The sequence below is a fragment of the Limnobacter sp. UBA3528 genome, from assembly GCF_002377005.1.
Classification (GTDB): Bacteria; Pseudomonadota; Gammaproteobacteria; order Burkholderiales; family Burkholderiaceae_B; genus Limnobacter.
The window spans coordinates 62,544-84,409 of sequence record NZ_DFOZ01000054.1; the positions used below are offsets into that span (position 1 = coordinate 62,544).

Annotated in this window: 17 protein-coding genes; 7 read left to right on the plus strand and 10 right to left on the minus strand. The window is 54.6% G+C overall.

Going from position 1 to position 21,866, the window contains the following annotated elements; all coding sequences use genetic code 11:
* Positions 1–13 precede the first annotated feature (13 nt).
* The 3 genes from B4N58_RS14805 to B4N58_RS14815 form a co-directional block, all read right to left on the minus strand.
* Positions 14–1,882: a hypothetical protein gene (locus tag B4N58_RS14805; RefSeq protein ID WP_291750537.1), complete on the minus strand. Its 1,869-nt coding sequence runs from the start codon at positions 1,880–1,882 to the stop codon at positions 14–16.
* A 154-nt stretch (positions 1,883–2,036) separates the two neighbouring features.
* Positions 2,037–4,775 carry a formate dehydrogenase subunit alpha gene (gene fdhF, locus B4N58_RS14810; protein ID WP_291750538.1) on the minus strand — a complete coding sequence of 913 codons (2,739 nt, stop codon included), beginning with the start codon at positions 4,773–4,775 and terminating at the stop codon, positions 2,037–2,039.
* A complete protein-coding gene (locus B4N58_RS14815; RefSeq protein ID WP_291750539.1) occupies positions 4,772–6,493 on the minus strand; it encodes an NAD(P)H-dependent oxidoreductase subunit E in 1,722 nt (573 codons plus the stop codon). The genes fdhF and B4N58_RS14815 overlap by 4 nt, the downstream gene beginning before the upstream one ends.
* 190 nt (positions 6,494–6,683) lie before the next feature.
* Here B4N58_RS14815 and B4N58_RS14820 point away from each other — a divergent pair, with 190 nt between their 5' ends.
* Genes B4N58_RS14820 through B4N58_RS14835 form a run of 4 tightly spaced genes read left to right on the plus strand, consistent with a single transcriptional unit; the run spans position 6,684 to position 9,643 of the window.
* On the plus strand, positions 6,684–7,643 hold the full coding sequence (locus B4N58_RS14820) for a patatin-like phospholipase family protein (protein WP_008247001.1): 960 nt from the start codon (positions 6,684–6,686) through the stop codon (positions 7,641–7,643).
* 22 nt (positions 7,644–7,665) lie between these two features.
* Positions 7,666–8,361 carry a response regulator transcription factor gene (locus B4N58_RS14825; RefSeq protein WP_008246993.1) on the plus strand — a complete coding sequence of 232 codons (696 nt, stop codon included), beginning with the start codon at positions 7,666–7,668 and terminating at the stop codon, positions 8,359–8,361.
* A gap of 23 nt (positions 8,362–8,384) precedes the next feature.
* Positions 8,385–9,086, plus strand: a complete 702-nt coding sequence (locus B4N58_RS14830) for a DUF4197 domain-containing protein (protein WP_198006760.1) — start codon at positions 8,385–8,387, stop codon at positions 9,084–9,086.
* A 5-nt stretch (positions 9,087–9,091) separates the two neighbouring features.
* A complete protein-coding gene (locus B4N58_RS14835; RefSeq protein WP_008246989.1) occupies positions 9,092–9,643 on the plus strand; it encodes a copper chaperone PCu(A)C in 552 nt (183 codons plus the stop codon).
* 15 nt (positions 9,644–9,658) lie between these two features.
* On the opposite strand, the gene B4N58_RS14840 is transcribed toward B4N58_RS14835, so the two are convergent.
* From B4N58_RS14840 to B4N58_RS14870, 7 genes are all read right to left on the minus strand, one after another.
* Entirely contained in the window at positions 9,659–11,731 is a 2,073-nt protein-coding gene (locus B4N58_RS14840) for a TonB-dependent receptor (RefSeq protein ID WP_291750540.1), read from the minus strand.
* Positions 11,732–11,827: 96 nt separating this feature from the next.
* Complete coding sequence (locus B4N58_RS14845; protein WP_291750541.1) at positions 11,828–12,184, minus strand: hypothetical protein; 357 nt, start codon at positions 12,182–12,184, stop codon at positions 11,828–11,830.
* A 57-nt stretch (positions 12,185–12,241) separates the two neighbouring features.
* Complete coding sequence (locus B4N58_RS14850) at positions 12,242–13,159, minus strand: acetyltransferase (protein WP_291750542.1); 918 nt, start codon at positions 13,157–13,159, stop codon at positions 12,242–12,244.
* Positions 13,160–13,230: 71 nt separating this feature from the next.
* Positions 13,231–14,970, minus strand: a complete 1,740-nt coding sequence (locus B4N58_RS14855; protein ID WP_291750543.1) for an alkaline phosphatase D family protein — start codon at positions 14,968–14,970, stop codon at positions 13,231–13,233.
* 34 nt (positions 14,971–15,004) lie between these two features.
* Positions 15,005–16,396 (minus strand): alkaline phosphatase PhoX, encoded by a 1,392-nt coding sequence (locus tag B4N58_RS14860; protein WP_291750544.1) that lies wholly within the window; start codon positions 16,394–16,396, stop codon positions 15,005–15,007.
* A 116-nt stretch (positions 16,397–16,512) separates the two neighbouring features.
* A complete protein-coding gene (locus tag B4N58_RS14865) occupies positions 16,513–18,159 on the minus strand; it encodes a methyl-accepting chemotaxis protein (protein WP_040511994.1) in 1,647 nt (548 codons plus the stop codon).
* Between the two features lie 10 nt (positions 18,160–18,169).
* A complete protein-coding gene (locus B4N58_RS14870; RefSeq protein ID WP_040511992.1) occupies positions 18,170–18,721 on the minus strand; it encodes a hypothetical protein in 552 nt (183 codons plus the stop codon).
* A gap of 282 nt (positions 18,722–19,003) precedes the next feature.
* On the opposite strand from B4N58_RS14870, the gene B4N58_RS14875 reads away from it, so the two are divergent.
* From B4N58_RS14875 to B4N58_RS14885, 3 genes are all read left to right on the plus strand, one after another.
* Positions 19,004–19,585, plus strand: a complete 582-nt coding sequence (locus B4N58_RS14875) for a cytochrome P460 family protein (RefSeq protein WP_008246976.1) — start codon at positions 19,004–19,006, stop codon at positions 19,583–19,585.
* 67 nt (positions 19,586–19,652) lie between these two features.
* A complete protein-coding gene (locus tag B4N58_RS14880; protein WP_156799461.1) occupies positions 19,653–20,657 on the plus strand; it encodes an MBL fold metallo-hydrolase in 1,005 nt (334 codons plus the stop codon).
* An 88-nt stretch (positions 20,658–20,745) separates the two neighbouring features.
* Positions 20,746–21,866: CHASE domain-containing protein (locus B4N58_RS14885; RefSeq protein ID WP_291750545.1), on the plus strand; the 1,121-nt coding region annotated here is incomplete at its 3' end.

Genomic DNA, 21,866 nt, shown 5'->3' on the forward strand with positions numbered 1-21,866 from the left:
TTGGCGTGAAAGTTCAGCGCGAAAATTGAAATGCAGGAACGCCGTTTGGAACGGTTTTGGCGATGTTGCCATTCCAGCCTTCTACACGCGCTGCGACGTGTGCAAGCCCTTGAACCAGCAACGTGGGTGCAGACAACAAGAACATCAATATACCAATGTTGGTCATGGAAAAATTCACCGGAAAATTCCCGTTGGTGCTGACGGTTGACGGGCCTCCTGTTGCGTCGGCCGCTATCGGAATGAAAGTGCCGAAGATGATCGCCAGTACAGCGCCCCCAAAGAAACGCCCAAGACTGTTGCACATGGAACGTGAGGCCGGGCTGGTGCCGACTGCGTTGTGGGCCAGAAGCGCAATGTTGTTGAATATTCGTGACAGGTTGGCGTTCGAAGCCAAGACCACATTCATGTTGAACAAACGCATGCCTTCAGCAATTTTGATGCATGCACGGGTTACGGGACCATATTGGTGAATATTTTTGGCCATGTACTCGCCTTTGAAACAGTTCTTTGAGGCTCGGTCGGGATCACTCATTTTCTTGATCTGTTCTTTTTGGTAGCTTTCGCTGGCCCATTTTCGCAAGGTGGGCGCTATTTGGGTGTTGGCCACGCGATCAAGCAAAGTTGCTGGATAAGCCAGTGTTCTAAGCACGAAATTGTGTAAGGCAGGTGCTGCAATTTCTTCGGTTTGTCGGCGCGCGTCTTTCATCGCTTTTGCGTGGGGGTTTGCAATTTCCATGTGGTCAACGGTGCTGGCCAGCGCGACGTAATGGCTTTCTTTGGTGGTTATTGCTTTGGCATAACGGTAGCGCGCCCACAGGGTTGCAGATTCAGCGCTTGGCTTTTCCACCTGCATGTATTGCCCCAAAGCATTTCTGAGCGCCTGCATGTTTTCCATGTCGCTCTTAACAGGGTCGATTGCTGCGAGAGAGGAATTTAGAATAGTGGGAATACCTTGAGCATCCACACTGCCTGGCCCGATTTTCTTCAGCACATGGTGCTTGCCCTGCATGGCTTTGGCCATGACTTGAATCAGCTCGGGTTTGTCTTTGATGGATTTGAGTTGCGACAGTATTTTTTGGAGATTCTCGCTGACGTCTTTTGACAAATCTTCTTTTTGTTTCGGATTTACTTTGTGTTTTTGAACCGCAATTTGGCTGGCCAGCCCTGCACAAAACCCCAAGAACCCCAAGGCAGAGGAAGCCACCGGGAATGCGACCAGCAAACCCAGAATACCTTGACCCAGGAAAGTGGCACTGTTGCTGGAAAGGCCACGTATTGCGGTCAACAATTCAGTAGTGGCTACACCAATAAAACCCAGCAAACCGAACATGAGAATTTTGTTTTTGGTACTTTTCTCATCAACACCACTTGTACCGGCATTACGCATCACGTTATAGGTCATACCCGTGGGTGCTGCATTCATTTCACACAAACCATGCAAACAATGGCTTAGTTTGGAGAATCGGCGAGCCCACAGGTTGCGTGAGGTGGTGCCGTTTTCCTTGCTGTAGTAGTTCGGGCTGTAGCGAATATAGTCTTCACGCATCAAGCGGCTTTGAACGCCGGTGGAATTCCACACCTCGTCGTCGTATTCCTTGTCGGTCAGATCGCGGCCCAGCACCTCCGATTTTTGCGTGGCTTGGTAGTCTTTGCGCAAAATGGCGGCTTCGGAGTATTGTTTGGATTCAAAATGCGCTTTGCCGACAACGTTAACGGCGCGCGTTGAGCCCACAAAGTCACATACTTTTTTCCAGGTGGTGCGCTGTTTGTAAGTGTCACCATGCACGTGTTTATTGCCCGATTTGCGGGCAATGTTGTTCTTGATCCCGCGGTCAAGCGCAGGCGTTATCAAGTTGGGTGAGACAGTAATTTGCAAGGCCACGACAGGTCTCCAGAACGCACGGTTCGGGTGCATTTCGATTTTTCTTTGACCTTAAACATGTCACAAACTGTGAATTTGTCCAAAAGCGGGCAAAGAGGTATCACCTGTTCTGTGTCACTTTATTCATTAAAGTTTGACAAAGCCAGGGTTTTCCCTATTTTTTGTGCACCGCAATAGCGCAGTATTTGAACTCTGGAATTTTGCCGTCGGGGTCGAGCGCTGCGTGCGTCAGTTTGTTGATCGCGGCCTCGGCATAACAAAAAGGTACAAACACGTGTCCCACTGGTGTACCTGCATCGGCTCGCGCAAACAGTTGCACTTCACCGCGACGGGATTGGAGTCGAATGGTGCCGCCCGCCTCAATGTTCAAGGCCTTTAGATCGTTGGGGTGAAGCGATGCAGTGGGTTCAACTTCAATGGCATCCAGTACGCTGGCACGGCGCGTCATGCTGCCGGTGTGCCAATGTTCCAGCTGTCGCCCGGTGATCAATACGAATGGAAATTCGGTGTCGGGTGTTTCGGCGGCTGGACGGAATTGCGCGGGCACCAGTCGGGCTTTTCCGCTGGGTGTCGGGAAGTGCTCGGTAAATACCACAGGCTGGCCAGGGTCCCCTTCATGGGCGCAGGGGTACACCACCGCATGTTCGCGTTCCAGGCGTTGCCAAGTGATGCCCTCAATGCTGTGCATGGCGTGGCGCATTTCATCAAATACTTCTTCTACACTGCGGTAGTGCCAGTCCAGTCCAAGTCCCTGTGCAATGCTTTGAATAATCCACAGGTCTTGACGTGCTTGCCCTGGCGGGTCAATGGCTTGTTGCCCAAGCTGCACCAGTCGATCGGTGTTGGTGAAGGTGCCGGTTTTTTCGGGAAAGGCGCTGGCGGGCAAAACAACATCGGCAAGGCTTGCTGTTTCTGTGAGGAAGATGTCTTGCACCACCAGAAAATCGAGCGCAGCCAAGGCTTTGCGGGCATGGTTTAAATCGGGGTCGGACATGGCGGGGTTTTCGCCCAGAATGTACATGCCTTTCACCGTGCCAGCGGTAATGGCTTGCATGGTTTCGACCACGGTCAGCCCGGGTGTGTTGGAAAGTGAGGAGTTCCAAAGGGATTCGAACCGTTGTTGCGCCTCGGGATTGCACACCTTTTGGTAGTCTGGAAACATCATCGGGATTAGCCCGGCGTCTGAGGCACCTTGCACATTGTTTTGACCGCGCAGGGGGTGCAAGCCCGTGCCAGGTCGACCAATTTGCCCGGTAATCAGCGCCAGTGAAATAAGGCAACGTGCATTGTCGGTGCCGTGGGTGTGCTGGGAAATACCCATACCCCACAAAATGATCGATGCGCTGGCGCCGGCATACAGGCGGGCCACTGCGCGCAATTCGGTGGGTGAAATGCCGCAGATAGGTGACATGGCTTCGGGCGTGCAGGCCGCTACATTCGCCTTCAGCTCGTCAAAGCCTTCTGTGCGTTGATCGATGAATTCCTGATTAATCAGGTTTTCTTTGATGATGACGTGCAGCAAGGCATTGAGCAGTGCCACGTCGCTGTCGGCTTTGAATTGCAGAAAATGGGTGGCATGCCGGGCCAGGTCTGAACGCCTGGGGTCAGCCACAATCAGTTTGGTGCCGTTTTTAACCGCGTTTTTAATCCAGGTGGCGCCCACGGGGTGATTGACGGTGGGGTTGGCGCCAATTACGAAGATCACCTCGGCCTGCTGGACATCCATCACCGGATTGGACACTGCGCCGGACCCAATACCCTCCAGCAAGGCGGCCACCGACGAGGCATGGCAAAGGCGTGTGCAGTGGTCGACATTGTTGGTACCGAAGCCTGTACGCACCAGCTTTTGAAACAGATAGGCTTCTTCATTGCTGCATTTGGCAGAACCAAAACCCGCCAGCGCGTGTGAACCGTGAGCGTGTTTGATGTGGTTTAGTTTCTTCGCAACCAACGCCAAGGCCTCGTCCCACGTGGCGGTGCGAAACGCGTGGTTCACCTCTTCAGGATTCAGCAGATTGACTGGGTTCTTGGCAACACCGTCACGGCGAATCAGTGGTTGAGTCAAGCGTTGTTCATGGTGAACGTAGTCAAAGCCATAACGCCCTTTCACACACAGGCGCCCGTGGTTGGCTGGTCCTAGTCGACCTTCAACACGCAAAATGGTGTTGTCCTTCACGTGATAAGTGAGCTGACAGCCCACACCACAATAAGGGCAAATGGAATCCACTGTTTTATCCGCGGGCTGGTGTGCCGCAGGTTTGGCCGGGCTCAGCGCACCTGTGGGGCAGGCCTGCACGCATTCGCCACAGGCCACGCAGGTGGATTGGGCCAAAGCGTCACCTTGATCAAACACAATTGCAGCGTGTTCACCGCGAAAAGCCAGGCCAATGACATCGTTAACCTGCACCTCCCGACAGGCGCGCACGCAGCGGGTGCACTGAATGCAATGGTCCATGTTCACCGCAATGGCTGGGTGGGACAGGTCAGCAGGCACGGCTGCCCGCGCTTCGAATCGGGTGCCTTCAATGCCCATTTGCTGACACCAACGGGTCAACTCGTTGTCGGTTTTTAAGGGCGTGGGGTTTGCGTGATCGGGCATGTCGGCCAGCAACAGTTCCAGCACCATTTTCTGCGCGGCGATGGCCTTGCCTGAATCGGTGTGGACCACCATGCCATGTGCGGCCTGCCTGCAACAGGATGCAGCCAAAGTGCGTTCGCCCTCCACTTCGACCACACAGGCGCGGCAGTTGCCCGCGGGTTCAAGCCCAGTTTTGTAGCAAAGGTGGGGCACATCGATGTTTTCGCGCTGCGCCACTTGCAGCAGTGTTTCACCGGGCAGCGCTTCAACGGTTTGGCCATTTAACTGAAGGCGGATCATTTGCGAGGCGTTCATGGTTGTTTGCCTTTTGGCCGGGATTCCAGTTCTTGCGGGAAATAGCGAATGACGCAGTCGATCGGGTTGGGGGCGGCCTGGCCCAAGCCACAAATGGAGGCATCGCGCATCACTGCGGACAGTTCTTGTAGCAGTAGCACATTCCATTGGGGCTGATTAATCAAGGCCAGGGCTTTGGCCGTGCCAGTGCGGCAGGGGGTGCATTGGCCGCAACTTTCATGCACGAAAAAACGCATCAGATTGCGGGCCATATTCACGGCGCTGTCGGCTTGTGAGAAGACCACAATGGCGGCAGAACCAATGAAGCAGCCGTGGGACTGCAGCGTGTCGAAATCGAGTGGTACATCGGCCAGCACTGCGGGCAATATTCCGCCTGATGCACCGCCCGGCAAATAGCCATAAAGCGTGTGGCCAGTCTGCATGCCGCCGCAGTACTCTGAAATCAGTTCATTCAGGGTAATGCCCGCAGGCGCCAGGTGAATACCGGGTTTGTTAACCCGGCCTGACACAGAAAAAGATCTGAATCCGCTACGCCCGTGTCGACCTTGCGAAGCGAACCACTGTGCGCCCTTTTCAAGAATGACTGGAACCCAGTACAGGGTTTCAAAGTTGTGAACCAGGGTGGGTTTGTTGAACAAACCCACTTGGGCCACATACGGTGGGCGCAGCCGGGGCAGCCCCCGTTTGCCTTCAATCGATTCCAGCATGGCCGATTCTTCACCGCAAATGTAGGCCCCTGCACCACGACGAAGTTCGATCACGGGCATATTGGGCATTGGCGGTTTGGCTTTGAGCAGGGCCAGTTCGTTTTGCAGCATGGACCGGCAGGCGTGGTACTCGTCGCGCAGATAAATGTAGATTGCGCTGGCTTGCACGGCCCATGCGGCGATCAACATGCCTTCCAGAAACTGGTGCGGGTTGCGTTCAAGGTAGGTGCGGTCCTTGAAGGTGCCAGGTTCGCCTTCGTCGATGTTCACCGCCATTAAACGGGGCGCAGTTTGCTCGCGCACAATGGCCCACTTTTTCCCCGCCGGAAAACCTGCGCCACCCAAACCCCGGAGACCGGAACTGGACAGCGTGTCTATGACCGACTCAACTGTGCGTTGCCCCGATACACACGCTTGCAAAAGCTGATAACCCCCAGTGGCTTTGTATTGGGGTTCGCTCGCGCAGTGCGGTGGCAAGGCCTTGGTATGCTGCCCAAACGCCGCTTCCATGATTTGGTGGTGATTGGCCCAGCCCATTTCATGCTGACCCACAGCCACAGCCGGGGCTTGTTCGCAACGACCAATGCAGGGCACAGCTTGAACCCGCACGGTGCTGCCCAGGAGTGTTGGCAATTTTTCGATCAGTTCTTCCGCACCAGCCATGCAGCAAGAAGGGCCATTACAAACGCGCACGGTTAAAGTGTGGTTCACCGCGTTCTTTGACTCGACCACATCGAAGTGGTGATAAAAAGTGGCAACTTCGAATACTTCGGTTTGAGACAGTTTCAGGCACTCAGCGAGTGCGGACAGGTGGGTTTTGGGCAGACAGCCCAAGTGGTCTTGTAACTGATGGAGGTATTCAATGAGCAGGTCTCGGCGGTGTGCACCGGGGCCCAGAATGGCCAGCACTTCTGACATGTCGAGTGCAGCAGCTTGCCGACCTTTGGGTTTTCCGCGTTGTTGTTGCGCAAAGTCAACAGCAGTTGCAATCGGTATGATTGCCCGGTTCATCTTGTCTCCACCTTCTGTTGTTTGCCCTATTAGGCCGTTATTGAACTTACACGGCCCTTTCTAGGACCAGGGGGTTGCGGTGAAGTTCATCGTAAACCTGCGGGTCGATTCGCCGTTAGTGCATTCTGTCAACCCAAGTATGCTGCACTGCGGTAGCATCCTGTTCTTAATATGTTTTTGAAAAATGTGTATGAAAAACAAGCCTTTTGGCATTTTATTGGCGTCTATGTTGGCCTTGATGCTGTCAGCTTGTGCAACGGTTGCACCGCCCGTGGCGCCGTCGCCTGAACCAGTACCGGCCGCCCAGGCTCAAGACCCGGTTGCCCCGAAAACCCGCGAGCCAGTGATTGCCTTGGTATTGGGTGGTGGTGGCGTGAAAGGCTTTGCCCATGTGGGTGTGATCAAGGTGCTGGAAAACCATGGTATTAAGCCCAGCATTGTGGTGGGCACCAGTGCAGGCAGCTTTGTGGGCGCTTTGTATGCCAGCGGCATGAATGCCTACACATTGCAAAGCGTGGCTTTGGGCATGCAGGAGGCCGACATTCGCGACCTGACTTTGAGCAGCCAGGGTTTTTTGATTGGCGACAAACTGCAGCAGTATGTGAATACACAGGTGAAGAACAAAGCCATTCACCAGTTTCCAATACGTTTTGCAGCGGTGGCCACCGACCTTGAAAGTGGTGAGAAAGTGGCGTTCAACTATGGAAACGCGGGGCAGGCGGTGCGTGCCTCGTGCAGCATTCCGAATGTGTTTTTGCCCACTCGAATTGGAAAACGCCAGTTTGTGGATGGTGGTTTGGTAAGTCCGGTACCGGTTTTGACTGCCCGGGAAATGGGTGCCGATGTGGTGATTGCTGTGGATATTTCTGCCAAACCACGCACTGGAGCTGGTGCGATGGGATGGTGGGGGCTGCTGGATCAAAGTATCAATATTCTGAGCCAGCAAGCCATTCGTGCCGAGCTGGCCCGCGCCGATGTGGTGATACAACCCAGCGTTCAGCATGCCGATGCATTGAACCTAGACCAGCGACACGAGTTTTTGCTGGAGGGCGAAAAGGTGGCTCAGAAACTGGTGCCAAAAATTCAGGCCGCCATACAGGGAAGCCGTGAACGGCTGATGGCACAGGCAAACCCGCAGGCACGGCTCTAAATTTTCGCAGTACAATGCCCTGATGACAAAAGAAAAAACAGGGCATGCAGACATGGGTTCGCTGACGGACAAACCCACGATTTTGATCGCTGAAGATCACCCGATGATTTCCATTATGTTGGCTGACATGATTGACCAGCTGGTCAACCACAGCGAAATCATCGTGGTGGAAAGCATGGAAAAAGCCAGAGCGATTCAGGTTCAACCAGACCTGGTCATCGCCGATCTGGATCTTCCCGACTCCAAAGGTGTGAACACCATCAACACCTTCGCGGTGCTGTTTCCCCAATGCCCAAAATTGATTTGTTCGGGTGTGCTGGACAAAAACCTGGCGCGTGAGGCCGAGCGCGCGGGCTATTTTTATGTGAACAAAGCCAGTACTTACCCCGAACTGCTTCGTGCCCTTCAAAACCTGCTGATAGAGGCAGGTGTGCTGGACGAGGTGCCCAAAGGCGTGGAGAAGGCGGCCAATGAATACCATTCCAACATTTATGCCCCGGGATCGGACAAACCCTTGACCTGGAAGCAGGTGGAAATTATGCGCAAAACTGCTGAAGGCTTGTCGGCCAAGGAAGTGGCGCGTGAAATGGACATCAGTCCGGACACGGTGCGGGGGCACATCAAGGAAATATTCTTGCGGCTGGGCGCCAAAAACAAAGGTCAGGCAGTTGATATTTTTATTCGCGCCGAGCGTAAGGCACGTTTGCTCGATTCTTGAACACCCCTGGCTGGGAGGCCTAGATGATCCGTTCGATGCGTTCCATATTTGCTTTGTTTGTGACTTTGTTCCCCGTGGTTTTTACGGGTACGGTGGTGGCCGCAGATTTAAGCGGCATCACCAGCAAAGAGGCGGTAACGGCCTTGCGCACTACGCTTAGCAAGGGAGCTGATGCTGCGGTGGGCAGTTTGGGTAAGGCCGATGGTTTTCTGGGTAACCCCGCGGTGAGAATCAAGTTGCCGGAGTACCTGGAAAACAGCAAGGGGTTGCTGAAAATGGTGGGCATGGGTGACCAGCTCGACCAAATGGAAATCAGCATGAACCGCGCGGCGGAAGCAGCGGTACCGCAAGCCAAAGCCGTGCTGAAAAAGACGATTCAGAACATGACGGTTGAAGACGCCAAACAGGTACTGAGTGGCGGTGATACTGCTGTGACCGACTTTTTCAGAAGCAAATCCCAGGCTGATTTGTACGCCCAGCTTTTGCCGATTGTGAAGGGCAAAACCGCGCAGGTGGGCTTGGCTCAGCAATACAATGCATTGGCCGAGAAGGGCAGTCGCTTTGGCTTGGTGAAGGCGGAAGACGCCAATTTGGAAGGTTATGTCACCAACAAAGCGCTTGATGCGTTGTTTTTGATGGTGGCCGAGGAAGAGAAAGCGATTCGGGCCAATCCGGTTGCGGCGGGTAGCGCCGTGCTTAAAAAAGTGTTTGGGAGTTTGAAGTGAAGAAAATGATTCAACTGGCGGCCTTGTCTGCCGCAGTGGCTTTGGCAGCCTGTTCTGAGCATCATGACCATGGTGCAGAGTCGGGCCACTCTCACGATGCGCCTGTTGCGGTGGAGCAAGCCTCAACTCCCGCACAGGTTCAGAACGGTATTTCGGTTCAGAACGCCTGGGTGCGCCCCACCGTGGGTGAACAAGATGCCACCGGTGCCTACTTGACCATTACCAGCGAGGAGCCCTTGGCTTTGGTGGGCGTGGCCACGCCTGCGGCTGAAATTGCTGAAGTGCATGAAATGAAAATGGATGGCGACATCATGCGCATGCGCATGGCCGAGCGCATTGAAATGAAGGCAGGTGAACCGTTGGAATTAAAGCCGGGTGGCTACCATGTGATGTTGATGGCCTTGACTGCACCGGTAGAGGCAGGTCAGGAAATTGAATTGAGCCTGCAATTTGAAAAAGCCGATGGCAGCAAAATTGAAATGCCGGTGAAGGCGGTGGCAGGCCAGAATGCCGCAGGTGACCACCACAGCCATGGCGGTGGTGATCACAAACATTGAATAATTAAACTCGCTTTAGAAAGCCAGTTTCACACCCACCAGCGCGGAACGCCCACCCAGTGGCGTGTAACCGCGCACGGTGTCCAGCGTGGTGGCTGAAAATGCCAACTCATCCGTCAGGTTTTGCAGGTTGGCAAATACTTCTCCACCTGTATTGCCCCAAGTGAATGCCTTGCCGATGCGCAAGTTCACCAGCTCATAACCCTCTACTTCAACATCGCCCGCACCGGCTTTGCTGTCACTGACCCAAATCAGCTCTGGTGTAACAGTCCAGCCGCTTTGTGTGTAAGCCGCGCTGGCCACCACACGTTGCGGGCTGATGCGAGGCAGGTTGCCGCCTCCATCGGTGCGTTTGCCGCGAACAAGGTCGTATTGAATGCTGGGTTGCAATCGGCCTGCTCCTATGGCGTAGGCGGTTTGATAGCCCAGCTCGATGCCCTGAAATTCCGCGGGCACAGCGGTGAAGTCGAACACTTGAATGGGTGGCTCGCCCGGCGCTTCGATAAATTCGGCATCGGCCCCTGTGCGGCCAATCAAGGCGATGTAATTGCTGTACCGGCTTGCAAACGCAGTGGCATTGAATTTGGATTCTCCTTGCGCCCAAGTGCTGGTCACTTCAACGTGGCGGCCACGTTCTTCCTGCAAATTCGGATTGCCTTTTTCATAGGCATCGGTGGCCACGTGCACGCCGTCGGCGTACAACTCGAAGCTGGAGGGTGCGCGCTCAACGCGAGACAACGAACCACCCAGTGACCAGCCATTGCCGATGGGTGCGGTGTAGCCCAGCGACACTGAACTGGGTGTGAAAGAACGGTTGATGGCGGGGCCAGCGTCGACACCGGCACCTGCGACAGGGCCATTCAAGGGCGACAAACCACTGGTGGCAGCATTCACGTCGACTTGGTCACCACGCAAGCCAAACTCGAACACGCCACTGTTTTCTTGTCCGCGGCTGGCGCGGAAAATTGTGAATACGCCGGTTTGATCGGTGCTGGTGCTGGGCACAAAGGCTTCATCGCCGATCGCCGAGAAGTCGGTTCGCTCAAACTGCAGGCCGGTGCTGGTATTGATGTTCATGCCGGCCATTGAAAATGGCTGCAAAGCAACTTCCACGCGGCCGTCGACACCATCATTTACAAACAGGGTAGCCGGTGCGCCGTCTTCAAATTCCTGGTGTTGGTAATCGGTTTTGGCCAAGCGGTATTTCACTTGCTTGAACGCTGCACCGTTGAAATTTTGCTCGCCTTCCAGTGCGTAGCGTTCACTTTCCATGCCAATGCGTACATCCAGCGATTTCGGCACACCGTATTCGTTGTTGTAACGTTCTGCGGACACGCCAATGTAACCATTGCCGGTTTGAAACGACGCGCCGATTGCAGCGCCATCGGATTTTGAGGACGAGTTTTGTACCCGGCTTCCGGTGACGCCTTCAGGGTCGGTGAAGGTGGGGGTTTCAAGGTCGCGCGTGGTCCGTTTGAAGCCATCGAGGCGAATGCTGACGCCCTGCCCCAAGCCGGCATCGAGTTTGAAGCCGCCTGCTGTTTGGTCGGCTGCGCCTCCACCCAGCAAATTGACTTCGCCCTGAAGGCCTTGCACAGGTTTGCGCGCAATTCGCTGGTCGATCAGGTTGACGACACCGCCTACCGCATTGCCACCGTAAGCCAGCGCCGCGGGACCCCGAAGAATTTCAACCTGGTGCAATGCAAAAGGATCGACTGGCAAGGCGTGGTCGAAGCTCAGTGCAGATACATCCACCGTGGCGGCTGAATTGCGCAGAATCTTGATCCGATCCGCGTCTTGGCCGCGCACGATCGGGCGGCTTGAGTTGGGACCAAAACCAGTGGCCGACACACCGGGTTGATAGCGCAGTGCCTCGCCCACAGTGCTCGCACCGTTGGCATTCAGCTCATCGGCTGTGATGATTGAAAAGGGTTTGGTGATGGATTCGGGCTGCTCGGCCGTGCCTGTGACCACCACGGACTCGAGCACAGATTTAGGCAAGGCGTTTTGGGCCAGGGCCTGGGTTTGCGCAATAAAAAGCAAGCTGGCCAGTGCAACTGCACGGCGCTGAAATTGAGATTGGTTCATGTTCATTTCCTGAAGTACAGCACGCCGCTGCCCTGCCTTGTGTTGAATACACAAGGACAAGAGCTGCGACACAAAAATTAAATGGGGTTGTTTGCTTCAGGAAAAACGGGGTGGGTCGCGCACTCGAACGCGTTGCGTGAACAGGGTATTGCGTGGCGCTGTAACTGCACTGATTTGAATGCCCAGTTGGGCAAGAATGGGCAGTGCACAGCCGCTGGGTGGATTGGACACTGCAGCCTGTGCAGTGGCCAGACCATCGAACAACAGGCAGGAATGCAGCAAATCGCTGGCAGCAGCATGCTCGTTGTGATGGTGCACGTGGCCGTGCAGCAATTCGGCCTGCAGCGTGTCCCGATGCTCAATGCTGTGGGCAAGACCTGCCCAATGCGTGACCAAAACGGCCAGCGCGATCAGCATGTGTTGGAACCAGCGGGTGTGCATTGGGTAGATCACTTCGAGTAACTGCGATTTGTGTAGTTTAGCAAACCTGTCAAGCGGGGCTGGTGTGGTTCACGGTGATGGGTGCCCGGCCTTGCGCCGCATTTCTGCCAGGCGTTTGTCTTTCAGGGTCCAGATGTCACCAATCCAGGTCTTGAATCGATTTTTGAATTCAAGGTCGTTGCGGAAGTCGCCCGCAATCATGTCGGCAGGAATGGGCAAAATTTCAATGTGTACCTGCATATTGGGTTGTTTGCCACACAGCCAGCTCCAGGTGATGTTGCCTTGGCTTGGTCCATACGCAATGGTGACATTGACCATGCCTTCAAATTGTTCGCCCATGGCGTTGAGCGAGGCAGACAGGCCGCCGTACTTCGGGCCCAGCAGGTTGGTGTAGGGTGATTTGGTTTTGGCCTTTTTGGCAGTGGTAAAGCGGGTACCTTCCAGAAAGTTGATCACGGTGACCGGGCTTTCCTTGTAAACCTCGCAGGCTTTGCGGGTGGTTTCCAGGTCCTGGCTGGCCAGCACAGGGTTGCGCGCAATGGCGGCGCGACTGTGGCGTTTCATGAAGGGAAAGTCCATGGCCCAACACACCACGCCCACAATGGGAACCCAAATCAGTTCTTTTTTCAGGAAAAACCGGCCAAAAGGTGCGTGGCCGTGAAGCACATCGAACAACACCACAATGTCGGCCCAAGCCGTGTGGTTGCTGACAACCAGATAACTGCTGTGCGGTTTGAACTTGCCATGAATTTCAACCTGCCCTTGCTGGCCATGCAGCAGTTTGTACAGTTGCTTGTCCGAGCCCACCCACCAAGTGGCAATTTGCACGCAGCAATTGGATGCCACGCGTTGCACACGGTACACCGGCACAAGGCGCAGCATGATGAAGGGAAACATCACGATGAACCAGAAGGTGATGCACAGGCTCATCAAGGTGACGGTGAGTACACCGATGATGGGAGCGGGAAGAATTTTGGACAATGGCACTTTGGGGATCCGGGGCGTTGTAGCTTTGGGGGCTGTTCAATCAAACAGCCCGGATCTTACCCCAGAAACCCTTAAACACCCAACAGGCCGGTGACCACGTCCACGGGGTAAATTCCTTGTGGGGTGATTCGGTTGGCACCATCGGCCACCTCAAAAGCGGCGGACAAAGTTTCGGAGCCGCCGCGCTCAAGAATGGTGCTGACTGCCCAGTATTCACAAGTGGTTTTGTCCTCGGCTACACGCAGCACGCTGTAACCGCGTTCCGTCACGTTCACGTGCTTGATGTGCGGGCTGGTCAGGCGAATGGCCTGAATGATCTGGTTGGGCAGATCCAGGCCGGGTGAGGTCACCGAAGTCACCACAAACTCGGTGGCCACGCTGCCTTGCCCGGTGATTGGGTTGTAGCCGCCCACCACATCGACAGGCTGGTTGGGGTTGTCGGTGATGTCAGCTACCCAGCTGGTGTGCACGTCGCCGGTCAGAATCACCACGTTGTTGATGGCTTCGCCGCCATCGTCACCCCGCAGGGCATTGATGATGCGCTGGCGCTCGGCGCTGTAGCCGTCCCAAGCGTCGCCATTCAGACCCGATGGCGCAAGCAGCTCGCCCAATTGCGCCGGTGCGGGATTATTCAAACCGGGCTTGATGATCCACTGGTGAAACACAACCTGGTTGCCAATCAGCTTCCACTGGGCTTGCGATGCACGCATGCCGTTGATCAAAAAGTTGTACTGCTCTTCACCAATCATGGTGCGGTCGGGTTGGCTGGCCACGCCGTCGGTGGGGTTTACGGGTGTTGCAGCCTCAATGTCGCGGTCAAACAGGCGGGTGTCGAGCAAGAACAGGTCCACCATGTCGCCAAACTGCACGCGGCGGAAAATTTTCGCGCGGTTGCCGGGCTCCGGCAGGCGAATCGGCATCCACTCGTCGTAGGCGCGCTGGGCAAATCCCTTGCGTTCTTCCCACACGCCTTCCGCACCCTCGGTGTGGTTTTCAGCGCCGTCGCGGTAGGAGTTGTTGGTGGACTCGTGGTCATCCCAAATCGTGATGAACGGGAAGCGCTGGTGCAGCTTCTGCAGGTCTTCATCGCGCTTGTATTGCGCGTGGCGGGTGCGGTAGTCGGACAGCGTGATTATTTCTGTCGCCGGTTCGTACTCGCGCACATTGCCGTACTGGCCGGTGCCGTATTCGTAAATGTAGTCGCCCAGGTGAATGATGGCGTCGATGTCGTCGCGCTCGGCCAGTTTGGCATAGGCATTGAAAAAGCCATGCGCCAGGCTGGAGCAACTAACCACACCAAAATTCAAGGGTCGTTTGTTGCCTGCTGCGGGCGTGGTGCGGGTGCGGCCAACCGGGCTGGTTTTGCCGTTGCTGCGGAATTGGTAGAAATACACCGTGTCCTGTTCAAGACCGTCGCAAATCAGTTTCACGGTGAAGTCTTGTGCCGAGGAGGTTTGAAAGTCCGTGGACTTCACAAACATGGTCAATGCTTCGTCTTTGAACACATCCACGCGGCCAGCAATGGTGCGGTCTGTGTTCTCCGGTGTGATTCGGGTCCACAGCACCACGCTGTCGAATGCAGGGTCGCCACTGGCCACACTGTGCAAGAACTGCACATTCTGCGTGGAGGTTTCTTCATTCGGTGTGGTGCGGCCATCGGTCAGGCCGTTGTTGTTGTCACTGCCACAACCTTGCAGCAGGCTTAGCCCACCCACTCCGGCTGTGCCCAGTCCCAAACCTTTCAAAAAGAAGCGGCGTGTAATGCCAGGGCGTTTTTGAATTCGACTGCGTTTGCGGCGTGGACCTGACATGGCGGTATTCCTGAAAGTGTTTTGAGTGTGTTTGTTATGCGTTGGGCAGGGTGTCGGGAATCATCAGTTCGTAGAGCATGCCCAAACCAAGGCCATAACCGCCTTGCAGGTTGGGGCCTCCCCGGTCGCTGGTGAAGTACATGCGCTTGCCATCAGGGCTGAAGGCAATGCCTGCGATTTCGGATTGGTCTTGCCCCACAATTTGCAACAGGGGTACCAGCACGCCGTCGGGGTACACCACAACTACTTGCATGTCACCGCCGTCTTCGGCCACCAGTACTTCGCCAAATGGCGTCATGGTGATATTGTCCACGCCAGACAAAATATTGTTGGGGGCTGTGGCGGTGGCCATGTCGTAGACCACTTCGATGGTTTGGGCAGTGGTATTCAACATCCAAAGCCGATCATCGCCTTTCGTGGCGAAAAATACGCGGTCGTTTTGGTACCAAACACCTTCACCACCGTCAAACGCAGCAGTTTCAGGCAATCGGTTGTCCATTTGGGGTGCGTTGGGGTTGGCTGCATTCACCCAGCTGTAGCGCACGGGGCCGTTCAACGCGTCGGCTACATCCCCTTCCACTTTCAACACCTGTAGCAAACCCTGATTCATGTTGGCGCGTTCTGCACCCGCCGGCCAGTCGCCCGCAGTGGGCACCCAGCGGTAGAACCGGCCATCGGGCATGTCTTCGGTCATGTAAAACACGCGGCGTTCGCTGTCGATGGCCACGGCTTCATGGCTGAACATGCCCAATGCTGGAAGTGGGCGTGCAGCTTGGATACCGAATGGATCGCATTCCCACACCAGGCCTGTCGGAATTTCCTCACAGCTGAGCCAGGTTTTCCAGGGTGTTATTACGCCTGCGCAGTTAAATGTGGTGTTGCGTAATATGCGGTAGCTGTCTTCAATCGTACCGTCCGGGCCAAACACCAACGCGCTTGCACCACCCAGGCCGGGCACCAGTGCCTCTAGCGGATTGGTGATGGGAGCCAATTGAGGAACCTGAAAACCAAGGGTGCCAACGCCGGGTACTTCACTGTTGGAGCAGTAAATCCAGCCGCCATCTTCGCGCGGCACCACGCCGCCGCCATCATTGAAGATATGCCAGGGGGTCGCGCCCGGTGCGGGCGGCAGACTATTGATGGCGACCACGCGAGTCGAAAAGCCAGCCGCGGTGCGCACGCCGTTGGCATCGGGTTCGCCCAGTGGGCCGATATTACGGAAGCGAAACTGGTTGTTGCTCAGTGCCGTTCCACCAAACCTGTTTGTTTCAGAGGCGCCCACGCGACCCCCGGTTGAGCCCAAAGGGTTGTCTGAACTGCCGCAGCCCGCCATCCACGGCAGCGCGCTGGCACTGGCACCGTAAAGGAATGTTTTAAGCAGATTGCGTCGGCGAACGCTGGGGAGCAAAGCGGGTGAAAACGACATGGCGGGCATCCAGATTGAACAACATCAACCTGTAATACCCGCCAAACTGAATTTTGGTTTCCGAAGCGGTCTTCAGTGTGACGATTCACCAAGTTGTCACACTGAGGTGCAGCACTTCAGGTTTTGAAGTAAGACACCGCCCGCTGCAGGTCCTCTGACATGCTTTCCACCTGACGGGACTGGCCCTCAAGCTGCATGCTCGCCATTTTCAATTGTTCGGACAAGGCAGAAATATCGCTGACCCGCTCGGAAATGTCCATGCTTGCAGCTTCCTGTTCCTTGGTCGAGTTGGCCACAGCCAGCGCATATTCAACGGACTGCTCGAAGTGTTGAACAATTTCCTGAAGACCACCCATGAGCTTGTCGGCATATTGCATGTTTTCGCTCATGTGCTCGCCTACCTGCTCCACCGATTTATTGGAGCGCTCGGAGTAGGTGCAAATTTCACCGATCAAGGTGCGAATTTCATCCGTGGCAGTAGCAGTATTTTGCGCAAGGGTGCGCACTTCATCGGCCACCACTGCAAAGCCACGGCCTTGCTCACCAGCGCGGGCCGCTTCGATTGCGGCATTCAAGGCGAGAAGGTTGGTCTGCTGGGCAATGCCCTGAATGACGGACACAATGCCGTTGATTCGGTCAGAGCGTTCCACAAGCCCCGCAATTTCCTGGGTGGTGGTTTGCATTTGACCCGCCATATCGTTCATTTTGCCTTGCAGGGTTTGCATCAAGGCCATGCCACTTTTCGCCGTATCGGCCGATAACTTGGCCTGCACTTCGGTTTTGTGCGCGTAGTCCGAAATGGACTTGGCGCTGGCGCTCATCTGCTCTACGCTGACCGCTGTGGCATTGGAGCTGTCGGCCTGTTTTTCTGCAGAACCCGACAAACCCGATGCCACATTCACCAATTCACTGGAGGCGGTTTTAAAAGTACCGCAGGCTTGCGATACTTGGTTGATGATTTCCCGCAAACGTACCTGCAGTTGCTGCATGCCGTCCATCAGCGAGCCGCTTTCGCATTTCGGAACGGATTGAGTCAGGTTGCCTTGCGCCATGGTCACCACCACATTCAGCGCCTTGGCGGGTTCACCACCAATTTGCTTGCGCAGCGAGGCCGCCACCATACCCACTGTAATGCCGCACAACAGCACAATGGCCACACACACAATGCCAATGGTCACCAGCGCGTTCTGGAACACAGAATCGCCTTGGGCTACCGCGGCTTCCATGGTGCTTTTCACACTCGAGTTCAAGGCATTCATGGCGTTGTCAATTTGCTGCTCCAGCGGATCGCCTTCGCCCAGTAAGACCAGGGTTGCTGCCTGTACTTCGCCTAACTCGGATTGTTCTATGACCTTCTGGTATACCTTGTGCAAAGCTGAGTTGTCGGTGTTGATGGTTTCGATCAGCCCACGTGTTTCACCCGCGGGCGCGCTGGCCAGCATGCTTTGGCCCAGCAAATCGATCTCGGCATCCAGCGCCAACATGCGTGATTTGGCCAAATCAAACCGCTCTTGCTCATCGGCAAGAATCACGTTGCGGGCTTCGCGCGCCAGCAGCGCGGATTTACTGCCCAGGTTAGACACCTGGGTCAACAGAGAAACCTGCTTTTCCGTGTTTTCCTGATTGAACTGGTTCAAGGCATGAATTTGATAAACAGCAAACACACTCAATGCGAGCAAGGCCGCAATGGGTATGCCCATGACAATACCCAGCCGAACATTCAGGCTGGTATTGATGATTTTGTTCATAAAGGTGGAAGACATAGTTACTTGCTCATGGAAGGGCTTGAACATTCACGCCGATAGTTAACGTACCAATCGCTTTGCCGCCATCCATCACAGGTACGGACACTTGCGAAACCACTGCGCCAGAGCTTTCATCCTTTTTTGCACGGGCAATGTAGTCATCGCCTTTGCCGTCGGCCCACGCCTTCACGAACTTGGGCTCATCGCCTTGCCAGTAGTCTGAAGTCATGGCGCTGATGGCCACGTTGGCACCCTGGTTGTCGGTCAAAATGGTCTCAGTGAAATAGGGCTTCGCTTTTTCAGCCGCCAGCAGCACTTTTGATACCGGGCTTTCCATCATGGCTTTGCCCTCTGGCAAACCGCCCGATGCGGCAATCCATTTGCCGTCCATTGTCTTGATGGCGTCCAGCGTCAGCCCTTTTCCGTTTTGGGCCTTCACAGCGGCAATCACCTCGGGTTTGGCGGCAATCGCTTTGATTTCAGGCAATACATCATTGGCGGTGCCTGCAAACACGGCGCTGCCTGTGGTCAGAATGAAAGTGGCCAAGCTGGCCTTTGCGAAAGACTGGAATCGGTTCATGTGCTGTGCTCCATTGGATTGAGCATGGGTCTCAATCGGTTGATTGTTAAATTTTTTCCACCACAAGGGGGATGTATCTAGGTTAAGGATTTGATTCTCAATGCAATTTGTTAATAAACAGTGGGAATAGGCCTTACTAAAATTCGTTGGTCAAAATGGAGGGGGGGAATAAGGGTAAACCCTTGCATCTATTCATGGCTAGACACAACAGTTGCGTAGAACAAGGGTTGGCGCTATGTTTAGACTGGTAACGACTGTTGCGCAAATAAAAAAGGGGAAAAAATGAAGAAATTGATGCTTGCTGCTTCCGCAGCTGTTGTATTGGCAGGTTGTGCTGCTGGTGGTATGTTTGGCCCGGCCCCGAAAGACGGTGAACTGGCCCAGCCCACCGATTACAAATCATGGCCTGTATTCCTGGCCGGAATCGAAAAGCCCACCGGTCACATTCGTGACATTTACATCAACCCCACCGGTGCCGCAGCCAAGAAAGGCGAAGCCTTTGCCAACGGCACTGTTAGCGTGATGGAAATTTACAAAGCCAGCAAAACCGGCGACAAAATGACCAAGACTGGTCTGGAAAAAGTGTTCGTCATGTACAAGGGTAACAACTGGGGCAGTACTGCACCAGAGGGCATGAAGACTGGCGATTGGGTGTATGCCGCGTTTGAGGCAAATGGCCAACCAGCCAAAGTGGATTACGCCACCTGCCGTGGTTGCCACCTGCCATTGGCCGACAAAGACTACATTTTCCATTACGACAAGTACTTTGACACGCGCAAGAGCGCCCAGATTCTGGACGGTCATGCAGGCAAAGTAGCAATGTCTGTTGAAGAAGCCCACTTGGCCGCCTTGGTAAGCAAGTAAACCTCTGGGTTTTTCAATACAATAAAAAGCCACCCAAGGCCGGGTGGCTTTTTTGTTGGGGTATGCCATGCGCATTGTGCGTTTCACTTTGTTTGCCTTGTTCGCATTTGTCCTGTTGGGGCTTGGTGCACTGGTTTTCTTGGTGAACTCATACCCCGCAGTTCAATTTCCAGACCCATTGAAACAAAACCCTGCCACCGGTGTGCGAACCCTGTTTTTGGGAACATCGTCCATGGCATGGACCGATGGACAAAGCACCTGGCTGGTGGACGGGTTTTTCTCGCGTCAACCTTTGTCCGAGGTTGCTTTCACCCGTTTGAAAGTGAATGAAACTCAGGTGGGTGCGGTGGCCACGGAAATGTTCAAGCGCCTGAACATGCCCAGTGTGCTGAGTGGCATCCTGGTGGCGCATTCGCATTACGACCATTCCATGGATGCACCGTTTCTGGCCAAACAATACGGCGCGCGGGTGGTGGGTTCAGAATCGACCCTGCAAATAGCCAAAGGGCAAGACTTGCCCAACACGCAAATGGAAGTGGTGCCGGGTGGCGGCCGCGTGAAACTGGGCGAGTTCGACATTCAGTTAATTCAGTCTGCCCATGCGCCCACAGGTTTCACGGGTGGGTTCAACAGCAAACCCGTTTATCTTCCTGCCCATGCCTTGCAGTTTAAGGAAGGAATCAGCTATTCCTTTGTGGTGTCCCATCCCAGCTTGGGGTCTGGGCCATTCGCCCTGATTCAGCCCAGTGCCGGTTATGTCGAAGGTCAAAACAAAGGTGTTTCTGTGAAGCATGTGTTTTTGGGCATGGGTGGTTTGGGTAAGTTAAGCGACGCCTACATTGAGAACTACTGGCAGGAAATGGTCGTGCGTACACAAGCAAAGCATGTGTACCTGATTCACTGGGATGACTTCACACAGCCCCTCATTAAAGAGGGTGACCCGGTTGCCTTAAAACCCATGCCCAAGTTGCTGGATGACCTTCCAAGGTCCCTTGAATTGTTAAACATGTTTTCAGAACGCGATCGGGTAACCCTTCATGTGTTGGATGCGTGGCAAATGGTCAATTTTTGATCACAGTTTTGGGCGTTTACGTGCATACTAAAACCGCATGCAGCGTGGCATGTATTTCCAGCGCCATTCGCTGAACTGTAAGCAATTTATGCCAAACCCCATTAGTCTGCACACGGAAGTCAACAAGAAAAACTTTGCGGATCTGTTTCACAACGAGGTCACAGCATGGTTGGTGTTGGTGCTTTCTATCGTCATCACCGCCCTTGGTTGGGTATTGTCCAGCCAGGCCATTGAAAAACGGGCCAACGACAGATTTTCATTTGAGGTTCGCGACGCCCAAGAGCGCATTCAGAGCCGGATACACCAATACGAACAAATGTTGCGCGGCGGCGTGGCTTTTTTTGACGCTCACACTACTGTGAATCGGGAACATTGGCGCGTTTACGTCGCCTCGCTTGACCTGCAGCGCGAGTTGCCCGGGGTGCAGGGTTTTGCTTTCGCAGAACGTGTAGAGCCAGAAGCGTTACAGCACTATGAAAACCGTGTTCGCGCTGAGGGATTCCCCGACTACTCGGTGACGCCCGCTGGTGAGCGCGAGGTGTATTTCCCGATCACCTTGATTGAACCTTTTGACGAACGTAACCAGCGTGCGTTTGGGTATGACATGTTTTCCGAGCCCACGCGGCGCGAAGCGATGCGCCGTGCCATGGACACCGGACAGCCCACTGTATCGGGTTTGGTGCAGCTAAAGCAGGGAGACGAAAGCCACCCGGCGGCAGGCTTTCTGATTTATTTGCCTGTGTACACCAAAGGTGTGGATCTAAGTTCCGTTAATTCACGCCGGCAGGCCATTCGAGGCTTTGTGTACAGCCCCTTCATTGCTTCTGATTTAATGCGGAACGTGTTGGGCAATGAAAAGATACCCTTGAACTTTCAGTTGTATGACACCGAAAACCAGGTGCCGGAATCTTTGATTTATGACTCCGCCTTGGGTGCTGACAATACGCCGCCGCGAGCTCAACCATTTGATCACACCCATGCTGTGATCGTCCCCATCGAGTTGTCGGGACGAACCTGGACCGCCCGGTTTGAAAGTACCCCGGACTTTGACCAGAATGTTCACAATGCCTTGCCCAATCTGATTTTGTTGGCTGGTGGCGTGATCAACGTACTGCTCTTTCTGACAATTTACGCGTTTGTACAGCAGCGAAAACGTGAGAGTGCCAGCAAGGAAAAAAGCCAGTTTCTGGCCAATATGAGCCATGAAAT